General features: G+C 71.8%; 11 protein-coding genes. 5 read left to right on the top strand and 6 right to left on the bottom strand.

The window, feature by feature from the left end:
- From JHN63_RS39475 to JHN63_RS39465, 3 genes are all read left to right on the top strand, one after another.
- Positions 1-540, top strand: a 540-nt coding sequence (locus JHN63_RS39475; protein WP_200689927.1) for an ATP-binding cassette domain-containing protein, incomplete at its 5' end; no start/stop codon positions are given.
- Between the two features lies 1 nt (position 541).
- Positions 542-1,450, top strand: a complete 909-nt coding sequence (locus JHN63_RS39470) for a sugar phosphate isomerase/epimerase (RefSeq protein WP_200689926.1) — start codon at positions 542-544, stop codon at positions 1,448-1,450.
- A gap of 52 nt (positions 1,451-1,502) precedes the next feature.
- Positions 1,503-2,522: a Gfo/Idh/MocA family protein gene (locus JHN63_RS39465; protein WP_200689928.1), complete on the top strand. Its 1,020-nt coding sequence runs from the start codon at positions 1,503-1,505 to the stop codon at positions 2,520-2,522.
- Between the two features lie 71 nt (positions 2,523-2,593).
- Here the strand turns inward: JHN63_RS39465 and JHN63_RS39460 are convergent, their stop codons facing one another.
- Genes JHN63_RS39460 through JHN63_RS39445 form a run of 4 tightly spaced genes read right to left on the bottom strand, consistent with a single transcriptional unit; the run spans position 2,594 to position 6,618 of the window.
- Complete coding sequence (locus JHN63_RS39460) at positions 2,594-3,616, bottom strand: Gfo/Idh/MocA family protein (protein ID WP_200689925.1); 1,023 nt, start codon at positions 3,614-3,616, stop codon at positions 2,594-2,596.
- Positions 3,613-4,617 carry a Gfo/Idh/MocA family oxidoreductase gene (locus JHN63_RS39455; protein ID WP_200689924.1) on the bottom strand — a complete coding sequence of 335 codons (1,005 nt, stop codon included), beginning with the start codon at positions 4,615-4,617 and terminating at the stop codon, positions 3,613-3,615. The genes JHN63_RS39460 and JHN63_RS39455 overlap by 4 nt, the downstream gene beginning before the upstream one ends.
- 49 nt (positions 4,618-4,666) lie before the next feature.
- Complete coding sequence (locus tag JHN63_RS39450) at positions 4,667-5,434, bottom strand: SDR family oxidoreductase (protein ID WP_200689923.1); 768 nt, start codon at positions 5,432-5,434, stop codon at positions 4,667-4,669.
- A gap of 8 nt (positions 5,435-5,442) precedes the next feature.
- On the bottom strand, positions 5,443-6,618 hold the full coding sequence (locus tag JHN63_RS39445) for a phytanoyl-CoA dioxygenase family protein (protein WP_200689922.1): 1,176 nt from the start codon (positions 6,616-6,618) through the stop codon (positions 5,443-5,445).
- A gap of 107 nt (positions 6,619-6,725) precedes the next feature.
- Between JHN63_RS39445 and JHN63_RS39440 the strand changes: the two genes are divergently transcribed.
- Positions 6,726-7,757, top strand: coding sequence for a LacI family DNA-binding transcriptional regulator (locus JHN63_RS39440; RefSeq protein ID WP_200689921.1), 1,032 nt, complete (start codon positions 6,726-6,728; stop codon positions 7,755-7,757).
- Between the two features lie 27 nt (positions 7,758-7,784).
- Here JHN63_RS39440 and JHN63_RS39435 read toward each other — a convergent pair whose 3' ends face one another.
- Positions 7,785-8,129, bottom strand: a complete 345-nt coding sequence (locus tag JHN63_RS39435) for a cupin domain-containing protein (RefSeq protein ID WP_200689920.1) — start codon at positions 8,127-8,129, stop codon at positions 7,785-7,787.
- A gap of 123 nt (positions 8,130-8,252) precedes the next feature.
- Between JHN63_RS39435 and JHN63_RS39430 the strand changes: the two genes are divergently transcribed.
- Entirely contained in the window at positions 8,253-8,777 is a 525-nt protein-coding gene (locus JHN63_RS39430) for a hypothetical protein (RefSeq protein ID WP_200689919.1), read from the top strand.
- 48 nt (positions 8,778-8,825) lie between these two features.
- On the opposite strand, the gene JHN63_RS39425 is transcribed toward JHN63_RS39430, so the two are convergent.
- Positions 8,826-10,610 carry a sigma-54-dependent Fis family transcriptional regulator gene (locus JHN63_RS39425; protein WP_200689918.1) on the bottom strand — a complete coding sequence of 595 codons (1,785 nt, stop codon included), beginning with the start codon at positions 10,608-10,610 and terminating at the stop codon, positions 8,826-8,828.
- Positions 10,611-10,691 lie beyond the last annotated feature (81 nt).

Raw genomic sequence — 10,691 nt, 5'->3', positions numbered from 1 at the left:
GAGATGACCAGCGGCCCCTGGCCCTTCCGCCGCCTCGACATCGAGAAGATGAAGAAGACCGCGGACGAGGAACTGCGCAACATGGGCATCGTCCTGGACAACCTCGACCAGCCCATCGGCACCCTCTCCGGCGGCCAGCGCCAGTGCGTCGCCATCGCCCGCGCCGTCTACTTCGGCGCCCGGGTACTGATCCTGGACGAGCCGACCGCCGCCCTCGGCGTCAAGCAGTCGGGCGTGGTCCTCAAGTACGTGGCCGCCGCGCGGGAACGCGGGCTCGGGGTCATCTTCATCACCCACAACCCCCACCACGCCTACATGGTCGGCGACCACTTCAGCGTCCTGCGCCTCGGAACCATGGAACTCTCCGCCGAACGCAGCGACATCACCCTCGAAGAACTGACCAACCACATGGCCGGCGGCACCGAACTCGCCGCCCTCAAACACGAGTTGTCCCAGGTGCGCGGTGTCGACGTCGAGGAACTCCCCGACGAGAAGGCGCTCAAGGCCTCGGTGCCCGCGTCTCCCGAAGGGACCGCCTGACATGTCGGACCGTCCCTTCCTGGACCGCATCCGGGTCGGCTCCGCCCCCGACTCCTGGGGGGTGTGGTTTCCCGACGACCCCCAACAGGTGCCGTGGGAACGGTTCTTGGACGAGGTCGCGCAGGCCGGCTACCCCTGGATCGAACTGGGTCCGTACGGCTATCTGCCGACCGACCCGGCCCGGCTCACGGAGGAGATCGCCCGGCGTGACCTGAAGGTCTCCGCGGGTACGGTCTTCACCGGCCTGCACCGCGGGCCCTCCGTCTGGGACGCCACCTGGGAGCACGTGAGCCAAGTGGCCGCGCTCACCCAGGCGATGGGCGCGAAGCACCTGGTCGTCATCCCCTCCTTCTGGCGGGACGACAAGACCGCCGAGATCCTGGAGCCGCCGGAGCTGACCGGCGAGCAGTGGGCGCACCTCACCAAGGGCATGGAACGTCTCGGGTACGAGGTCAAGGAGGCGTACGGACTCGACATCGTCGTCCACCCGCACGCCGACACCCACCTCGACACCGAGGACCACGTCGAGCGTTTCCTCGACTCGACCGACTCCGAACTCGTCAACCTCTGCCTGGACACCGGGCATTACGCCTACTGCGGCGGCGACAGCGTCAAGCTGATCGAGACGTACGGCGAACGCATCGGCTATCTGCACCTCAAGCAGGTCGACCCGGAGATCCTCGCCGACGTCGTCAAGAACGAGGTGCCGTTCGGACCGGCCGTGCAGCGCGGGGTGATGTGCGAACCACCGTCCGGTGTACCGGAGTTGGAGCCGGTGCTGATCGCGGCGCAGCGCCTCGGCGTGGAGCTGTTCGCGATCGTCGAGCAGGACATGTACCCGTGCGAGCCGGACAAGCCCCTCCCCATCGCGGAACGCACCCGCAAGTTCCTCCGCTCCTGCGGTGCTTGACGGACGTGACGACCGTGACGACCCTGACGAGCTGAAAGGACGGCCGATGGCCATGAACCCGCGCGACCCGCTCGGAGTGGCAGTCGTCGGAACCGGAAAGATGGGGGCGGACCACGTCCGCCGGATCGAGGGCGTGGTCAACGGAGCCCGGGTGACCGCCGTCGTGGACGTCGACGCCGAGCGCGCCAAACGGATCGCGTCCGGGGTCGACGGCTGCACCGCGTACACCGACCCGGCCGCCGCGATGGCGGCGGCCGACGTCGACGCGGTGCTGATCGCCTCACCGGGCCCCGCCCATGAGGCGGCCCTGCTGACGGCCTTCGAGCACGACCTCCCGGTCCTGTGCGAGAAGCCGCTCACCCCCGACGCGGCCTCCGCGCTGCGCGTCCTGGAGGCCGAGCTGCGCCTCGGTCACCGGCGGGTGCAGGTCGGCTTCATGCGGCGCTACGACGCCGAGTACATGAAGCTCAAATCCCTTCTGGAAACAGGCCAGTTGGGCCGACCCCTGATGCTCCACAACCGGCACCGCAACGCCTCCAGCCCGCCCTTCTTCACCAGCTCCATGCTGATCAGCGACTCCGTGGCCCACGAGACCGACGCGACCCGTTGGCTCCTCGGCCACGAGATCACGGCCGTCCAGGTGCTGCGCCCGCGCCCTTCGGCGAGCGCCCCGGACGACCTCCAGGACCCGCAGTTCGTCGTCTTCGAGACGGACGGCGGCGCGATCGTCGACGTCGAGATGTTCGTCAACTGCGGCTTCGGCTACCAGGTCCAGGCCGAGATCGTCTGCGAACGCGGCACCGCCCGCATCGGCGACGGCCACGCCATGGTCACCAACATGGCCGGCCGCTGGGGCGGCACCATCGCCCAGGACTTCACCGAACGCTTCGCCGACGCCTACGACCGCGAGCTCCAGACCTGGGTCGACGCGACCCGCCGCGGCGAGGTCACGGGCCCGAGCGTGTGGGACGGGTACGCGGCTGCTGCTGTGTGCGAGGCGGGGGTTCGGGCGTTGGAGGAGGGGGTGCGGGTGGAGGTGGAGTTGGTGGAGCGGCCGGCGTTCTACCAGTAGCCCGTCACCCGACAGCATGCGGAACGCCCGGACGAAACCGTCCGGGCGTCGCTGCGTCGACCGTCGTGCGTCTACGGCAGCGCCGACACCCGCGGCCTCGGCGCGAACCCCGCCCCCCGATAGGCCTCGTCGATCAACGTCATCGTCGCCACCGCGTCGTCCGGACCCAGCGGAAGGGGCGCGCCCTCCCTCAACCGGGCGGCGAACGCCTCCAGTTGATAGGTGTACGACGACCGTCGGCCCAGTCGCTCCGTGCGTTCGCCGTCCGTCGTGCGGATCACGATGCGGTCGTCCAGCTGGGGGAGCACGAAGTTCGGTGCGAACGCCTCGCCCCGGCTGCCGATGATCCGGCAGCTCATCTCCAGCTTGTCGTACGCCATGTGGCAGCGGGCGGAGCCGGTGGCGCCGCTGGGGAAGGCGAGGTCGGCGTCCAGCCACTCGTCGACGCCCGGGGCGCCCGCGCGGTCGCCGGCGCGGGCCGAGACGAGCCGGGGTGCGCCGCCCGCCCAGGGGGCCAGCATGCGCTGGGCGTGCAGGCTGTAGCAGCCCAGGTCCATCACGGCGCCGCCGGCCAGGTCCAGGGACCAGCGCGGGTCGGTGTCCGGCGGGGCCTGGATCGCGACGAGCGTCTCGACGTGCCGCAGCTCGCCGAGTTCGCCGGAGGCCAGCAGTTCGTGCAGGCGCCGGGTGACCGGGTGGAAGAGGTAGTGGAAGGCCTCCATGAAGACCGTGCCGGCCTTCGCCGCCGCCTCCCGGACCTCGGCCGCCTCCTCGGCGTTGCTCGCCGAGGGCTTCTCCGACAGGACGTGCTTGCCCGCCGCGAGCGCGGCGAGGTTCCACGGCCCGTGCAGACCGTTGGCGAGCGGGTTGTAGACGACCTCCACCTCGGGGTCGGCGATCAGGTCGGCGTACGAGTCGACGACCCGCTCGACGCGGTGCGCGGCGGCGTACGCCTCCGCCCGGGACCGGTCGCGCGCGGCCACCGCGACAACGCGGTGGCCGGTCGTCCGGGCGGGACCGATCAGGGAGTTCTCGGTGATCCGAGCCGCTCCCAGTACTCCGATGCGCAGTGGTTCCCGGCCCGGACCGCTCATGCCTGTCGTACCTCCTGGACGGTGACCGGGCGGTGCTCGTGCAGCGACAGGGTGCAGGCGTCCGCGATCCAGCCTGCCTCCAGGGCGTCCGCGACCGTGCAGGGCGAGGTGCGGGTGCCGGCCACCACCTCGGTGAACGCGGTGAGTTCGGCGCGGTAGGCGGCCGTGAAGCGGTCCATGAAGAAGTCGTGCGGGACACCCGCAGGGAAGGTCACGCCCGGCTCCACGGAGCGCAGCGGCAGCTTGTCCTCCAGGCCCACCGCGATGGAGTCCGTGAAGCCGTGGATCTCCATGCGGACGTCGTAACCCCGGGCGTTGTGGCGGGAGTTGGAGACCACCGCGATGGTGCCGTCGTCCAGGGTCAGGATCGCGCCGGTGGTGTCGGCGTCGCCCGCCTCCTTGATGTACTCGGCACCCCGGTTGCCGCCGACCGCGTACACCTCGACGACCTCGCGGCCGGTGACCCAGCGGATGATGTCGAAGTCGTGGACCGAACAGTCCCGGAAGATTCCCCCGGACGCGGCGATGTACGCGGCCGGCGGCGGCGCCGGGTCCAGCGTCGTCGAGCGCACGGTGTGCAGCTTGCCCAGCTCACCGGAGTGCACGGCGGCCCGCGCCGCGACGAAGCCCGCGTCGAAGCGGCGGTTGTAGCCGATCTGGATCGGTACGTCGCTGCCCTCGACGGCCTTGAGGACCTGGACGCCCTCGGCCATGGTCTTGGCGACCGGCTTCTCGCAGAAGACCGGGATGCCCGCCTCGACGGCGGCCAGGATCAGGCCCGGGTGGGCATCGGTCGCCGCGGCCACCACGACACCGTCGACCCCGGCGGCCAGCACGGCCTCGGGGGAGTCCGCGACCTCGGCGCCGAACCGCTCGGCGGCCTTCTTCGCGGCCTCCGCGAACGGGTCGGCCACGACGAGGGACTCGACGACGTCGAGTCCGGAAAGGGTCTCGGCGTGGAAGGCGCCGATGCGGCCGAGGCCGAGGATTCCGATGCGCATGAGGGCACTTGCTTTCTTGTCGGTGCGGGTGTGGTGCGGGTGGTGAAGGTCAGTCGAGGGCGCCCAGGACGTTCTGGTCCCAGTCGATCACCGAGCCGGTGACCACGCCGGACCGCTCGGACAGCAGGAACACCACGAAGTCGGCGATCTCGTCCGGCTGGCCGAGCTTGCCCATCGGCTGACGGGCGGCGGCCTGTTCCCGCCAGTCGTCGCCCGCGCCGTGGAAGGCGCGCTGGGTCGCGTCCTCGCCCTCGGTGTCGGTCCAGCCGATGTTGACGGTGTTGATCCGGATGCGGTCGAAGCGGTGCGCGTGCGCCGCGTTACGGGTCAGGCCCGCCAAGCCGGCTTTCGCGGTGGAGTACGGGGCGAGGTGAGGCGGGCCGCCGTGGGCGCAGGTGGAGCCGATGTTGACGATCGTGCCCGGCGCCTTGCGGGCGGTCATGTCGGCTACCGCGGCCTGCATCGCGAAGAACGGCGCCTTGAGGTTGATCGCCATGTGCTGGTCGAACAGTTCGGGTGTGGTGTCGAGCAGCGAGCCGCGTGAGGTCAGCCCCGCCGCGTTGACCAGGCAGTCGACACGCCCCTGCGCCTCCACGGTCCGTACGACGCTGTCGCGCGCCTGCGCCGGATCGGCGAGGTCCGCCCGTACGAAGCGCGCATCCGTGTCCGCGGCGAGCTTCTCGCCCACCTCCGTACGGCGGCCGGTGAAGACGACGGTCGCGCCCTCGCGCACCGCCGCCCGGACGATCGCGGCGCCCACGCCCTGGCTGCCGCCGTTGACGAGGACGACCTTGTCGTCGAGAAGTCGAAGTCCCATGCCGTCCCTCAGCTCTCGCGCCGCTCGGCACCGGCCCGCAGTTCCCCGCGGAGCGCCTGCGGGTCCCAGCCCTCACGCACCGCGCGCCGTACGACATCGGCCTGCGAGGGCGGGGCCAGGCCCTCGACCGGCGGGTCGTTGTCGAGGTTGGTGGGGAAGGCGTAGCCCTCGGCACTGGCCGCCACGACCGTGTCGAGCCACTCCTCGCCGACGCCCTCGGCCTTGCGGCGGAGCAGGACCGGGAACACCGCGTTGGTGACGGCCTCGCGGTCCACCGTCTCCATCGCCCGCCCGAACGCGGACGACACCTGGAGCAGATTGGCCATGCGCCGGACGTCCGCCGTGCGGTTGGTGCCGGCCGCGTGGAACAGCGCGGGGTTGAAGAACGCGGCATCGCCCTTGGCGAGCGGGAGTTGGATGTGGTGGGCCTCGAAGTAGGCCTGGAATTCCGGGAGTCGCCATGCCAGATAGCCGGGCTCGAACTTCTGCGAGTGCGGCAGGTACATCGTCGGCCCGGACTCGACCGGCATGTCGCAGTGCGCGACCGCCCCTTGGAGCGTGAGCACGGGGGAGAGCCGGTGCACGTGCGCCGGGTAGCCCGCGGCCACCTCGTTGCCGAGGAACCCGAGGTGGTAGTCGCGGTGCGCGGTCTGCGCGGCGCCGCCCGGGTGGACCACGTTGATCTGCGAGGTGACCTGGTAACCGGGGCCCAGCCAGGCTACGGACACCAGCGCCAGCATGTCGTTCGCGTAGTAGTCGGCGAACGCCTCCGGGTCGTAGAGCGCGGCCTTCTCCAGCGCGTTCCACACCCGGTCGTTGGCACCCGGCTTCGCGAAGTGGTCACCGGCACCCGCGCCCGACGCGCGCTGCTCGGCGATCAGCGCCTCGAACACCTCGGTCGCCCGGTCCACCACCGCCGCGTCCGGGAAGGCGCCCTGAAGGACCACGATGCCCGGCCCCTCGGCGAACGCCCGCACCAGCTCGGCCTGCACCTCGCGGCGCTCGCCGGCCGCCAGGGACTTGCGCAGCCGCTCACTGTCGTAGACGAGGACGTTACGGTCGACCGAGGACGCGTAGGGGAAGTCGGCCAGGTCGGTCGGCTGCTCGACCAGCGCGCGGAAGGCGTCGAGGTCGCAGTCCTGCTCGGTGAGCCAGGCGCGGCGTTCTACTGATGTGAAGGACATCGTCGTCCCCTCGGGTCACGGAGCGGTGCGGTCCTGTCATTCTTGTCAGTACAAACCCTTCGAACAACCAGCAGCCAGCCATCAAAAACCCCTCAAGGAGACGACCGGTGGGCCACCCCTTCCCGATCCGCGAAATCGCACGTCAGGCGGGTCTCAGCGAGGCCACCGTGGACCGGGTGCTGAACGGCAGGGGCGGTGTGCGGGAGAGCACCGAGCGTGAGGTGCGCCAGGCCATCGCCGATCTCGACCGGCAGCGCACCCAGGTCAGGCTCGTCGGGCGGACGTTCATGATCGACATCGTGATGCAGACGCCGGAGCGGTTCTCCACCGCCGTACGGGTGGCGCTGGAGGCCGAGCTGCCCGATCTGCACCCGGCCGTCGTGCGCTCCCGCTTCCACTTCCGGGAGACCGCGCCGGTGAAGGAACTGGTCGGGACCCTGGACAGGATCGTGCGGCGCGGCTCGCAGGGCGTCATCCTCAAGGCGCCGGACGTCCCCGAGATCACCGCGGCCGTCGGCCGGCTCGTCGCAGCCGGCATCCCGGTCGTCACGCTGGTGACCGATCTGCCCGCGAGCGCCCGGCTGGCCTACGTCGGCATAGACAACCGGGCGGCGGGCGCGACGGCCGCGTATCTGATGGGCCAGTGGCTCGGCGACCGTCCCGGCAATGTCCTCACCAGCCTGAGCAGCGGTTTCTTCCGCAACGAGGAAGAGCGCGAGATGGGTTTCCGCAGCACCATGCGCGCCCGCTACCCGGAGCGGTCCCTCGTCGAGATCACCGAGGGACACGGCCTGGACGCCACCCAGTACGAGCTGGTCCGGGCCGCCCTCAAGCGCGACCCGGACATCCGTGCGGTCTACTCGATCGGCGGCGGCAACATCGCGACCCTGCGCGCCTTCGCCGACCTGGGTCGCGAGTGCGCCGTGTTCGTCGCGCACGACCTCGACCACGACAACACCCGGCTGCTGCACGAGCAGCGGCTGTCCGCCGTCCTCCACCACGATCTGCGCCAGGACGTCCGCGAGGCCTGCCGCATCGTGATGCGCGCCCACGACGCGCTGCCGCCCGCGGGCCCGACCCTGCCGTCCGCTATCCAGGTGGTCACGCCCTACAACCTGCCTACGGCGCCCACGCGTTGACTCGGTTCACAGAGTGGTCGACTCGGTTCACAGATTGATGGCGTACGCCTTGCGCAGCGTCTCGTGCACCGTCCACGTCGTACGGTCGCCCGCGCGCAGCACGGCCAGGTCCCCGGGACCGACCGTCAGGGTCTCCCCGCCCTCGACCTCGATGGTCGCGGAACCGCTGATCACGACGAACAGCTCGTCCGCCTCGGTGTCGGTGACCACACCCGGCGTGATCTGCCAGATCCCGCGGATCTGCCGCCCGTCCGCGGACTCCCACACGACCTTCCCGGTGACCTCGGGAGTGCCGGAGACGATCTGCGCCGGGTCGAGCGGCTCGGGTTCGAGCTCGGCATCGGGGATGCGGACAACGAAACTGTGCGTCATACGGCGACCCTAGCCCGACCGGGAGCGGTCAGGACGTGGACACTGTGTGAGGTATCGGCGCAGGTGGGAGGACACTTCGTCGCGGAGTGGCGGCCCGGGTGGCGCCGGGCGATCGTGGAGGGCATGGCGCAGACCACGACAGCCGTCCCCGAACCGCTCCCACCCCCGCACCCGCACGAGACCCGGGAGAACATCCTCTTCGGGGGCGTCTACGGCGCCGTCCTCGCCTGCTCGATGGTCGCCGCGCTCACCCAGTACGGCCACACATCCAAGGGCAGCCGCCGCTACGACGCCCTGTGGCTGCTGGTGACCGCCGCCGCCTCGGCGCTGGCCCACGGGTACGCCCACTACATCGCCGAGCGCGCCCCGCACCGCCGCTGGGACGCCCTGCGCACCCTGCGCGACGAGTGGCCGCTGGTCGCCGCCGCGCTGCCCACCGTGCTGCTGCTCGCCGGCGCCGGCTGGGGCTGGTGGCCCGCGAACGGCGTCGAGTACGCGGCCTTCGTCCTCAACATCGCGCTGCTGTTCTGCCTGGGCCTGGTCACGGCCCGCTGGTCGGCGCGGAGTTGGACGGCGGCCGTCGTCATCGGGGCGCTGGACGCGCTCCTCGGGGTGGTGGTCGTCGTGGCGAACGCCCTGATCAAGTAGGTGTCAGCCGTGCACATCGCAGCCGTGCGTATCCCGGGCGCCCAGGTCTCAGCCGTGTCCGCCCTGGTAACCGCGCAGCTTGCGGTACAGCGTCGCCCGGCCGATCCCCAACGCGGCGGCCGCCCGCGCCTTGTTGCCGCCGTGCCGGCGCAACGCGGCCAGGATCGCGGTGCGTTCGGCGTGCTCCATCGGGCTGAGCCGCCGGGCCGCAGGACCCTCCCGGACGGCATCGGGCAGCTCGGCCCGCCGCACCGGGCCGGTGACCCGCCGGTGTTCCGCCAACGCCCGCACCACATGGGCGAGTTCGGTGACGTTGCCCGGCCAGGGATGCTCCTCCAGGGCGCGCAACGCGTCCAGCGTCCAGGTCAGCGGAGGCTGTCCGGGCACCGGGCGGGGCGCCAGGACCGGCAGCAACTCCCGTACGTCCTCGGGGCGTTCACGCAGCGCGGGCAGGGTCACCGACCGCGCCCCCAGGGTGTCCAGCAGCCGCTGGAAGCACGGGCCCGGAGGTGTGCCGGGCGTGTAGGTCACCAGCAGGTGGACGTCGGGGTGTTCGTCGAGCAGGGAGTTGAGCGCGGCGACGTCCGGCTGGGCGAGCCGTTCGGCGTGCCGCAGGAGCAGCGGGCGGCCGTCGGCCAACTCGCTGTACTTCACGCCGAGTTCGGGCGACTCGGCGGCATCGGCGACCAACGGCACGGTTCCGCCGAGCAGTTCACGGGCCAGCGCGGTCTTGCCGCTCCCGCGTTCGCCGGTGAGCAGCAGCGGCTCATGGACCCGGGCCAGCTCGACCGCCCGGGCGACCGCGTGCCGCCAGGGCACCGAACGGCCCGCGAGCGCCAGCGCGGGCCGCGGATCGAGCCGTGGCACCTCGGCGGCGCGCGCCGCGAGCACGGCGACGATCCCGAGGACGCGGCCCTCGTGCCGTACGGGAGTGATCGTGGCGGTGCACCCGGCACCGTCGGGGAGCCTCACGCCGTAGGACCGCTCCTGCACCGGCTGGGATCCGGCGTCGTAGGACCGTTCCACCACCGGACCGCACCCGGTGTCCTGAGGCGGGCGTGCGCCGGAGGCGTGCTCGCTCGTGCTGGACCGTTCCAGCGCGGCCAGTACCTGAGGTGTCGCGAGGCGGACCGCGGCCTCGCTGATCAGGCGGTTGCGGCCGTCGAGGGCGACGACCGCGCGGTCCGGGCCGTGGGCGGCCCGGGCGTAGGCGTCGAGGAGCACCCGTTCGGCGCTGCGGGAGCGGGCGAGGAGTTCGGCCTCCACCGCCGTGGCCGCCGCCTCGGCGAGGGCGGCCCCGGGATGCGGGCCGCAGCCGGCGCACAGGCCGGACGTGACGGTCACCGTGCCGAGCACCTGCCCGGAGTCCGGGGCGAGCAGCGGCACGCTGACGGCGGACACGTCCTGCCACACGTCGAGGAAGTGCTCGGGTCCGTGCACCTCGGCCCGCCGCCGGGTGCGCAGGGCGAGGGCCGCGCTGTTGTGGCCCACCTCCCGCTCGGACAGGTCCCGGCAGCGGTCGTCGCCGGGGACCTCGCCCATGGTCCACAGCACCCGCAGCCGCTCGTCGGTCAGCAGCAGTCCCGAGTGGCCGAGCACGGGCGCGATGCGCTCCAGCACGGGCAGTGCCGCCTCCAACAGGGGCGAGTCCGGCGGGAGTTCGGGCTCCGGGACGGGTCCGTCGAGGTCGGGGCGTACGCCGAAGAAGCGGGCGCGGCGCCAGGCCGCGAGGACCTCGTCCGGGACGTCGTCGGGCAGCGGGCGGCCGCTCAGGAACCGCTCGCGCGCCTGGCGCAGCGGGGCGAGGGCGGGGGAGTGCTCCACGGTGGTCATGACGCCTCTCACCGTATCGGGCCCCTGGCCACGGCCGCCGAGGGGCTGACGCTGTCTCGTAATGAGACACCCCGGGGTGTC

Origin of the sequence: Streptomyces sp. MBT65 (assembly GCF_016612545.1) — a bacterium.
Taxonomy (GTDB): domain Bacteria; phylum Actinomycetota; class Actinomycetes; order Streptomycetales; family Streptomycetaceae; genus Streptomyces.
Note: the sequence above shows the minus strand (reverse complement) of the source record. Positions and strands in the feature narration are given on the sequence as shown.

What these genes read in the sequence shown, in the direction of transcription:
- JHN63_RS39435 (WP_200689920.1), bottom strand. Translation starts at nt 8,129, where the DNA reads ATGACGCACAGTTTCGTTGTCCGCATCCCCGATGCCGAGCTCGAACCC.
- JHN63_RS39425 (WP_200689918.1), bottom strand. Translation starts at nt 10,610, where the DNA reads ATGACCACCGTGGAGCACTCCCCCGCCCTCGCCCCGCTGCGCCAGGCG.
- JHN63_RS39445 (WP_200689922.1), bottom strand. Translation starts at nt 6,618, where the DNA reads ATGTCCTTCACATCAGTAGAACGCCGCGCCTGGCTCACCGAGCAGGAC.
- JHN63_RS39460 (WP_200689925.1), bottom strand. Translation starts at nt 3,616, where the DNA reads ATGAGCGGTCCGGGCCGGGAACCACTGCGCATCGGAGTACTGGGAGCG.
- JHN63_RS39465 (WP_200689928.1), top strand. Translation starts at nt 1,503, where the DNA reads ATGAACCCGCGCGACCCGCTCGGAGTGGCAGTCGTCGGAACCGGAAAG.
- JHN63_RS39430 (WP_200689919.1), top strand. Translation starts at nt 8,253, where the DNA reads ATGGCGCAGACCACGACAGCCGTCCCCGAACCGCTCCCACCCCCGCAC.
- JHN63_RS39455 (WP_200689924.1), bottom strand. Translation starts at nt 4,617, where the DNA reads ATGCGCATCGGAATCCTCGGCCTCGGCCGCATCGGCGCCTTCCACGCC.
- JHN63_RS39470 (WP_200689926.1), top strand. Translation starts at nt 542, where the DNA reads ATGTCGGACCGTCCCTTCCTGGACCGCATCCGGGTCGGCTCCGCCCCC.
- JHN63_RS39450 (WP_200689923.1), bottom strand. Translation starts at nt 5,434, where the DNA reads ATGGGACTTCGACTTCTCGACGACAAGGTCGTCCTCGTCAACGGCGGC.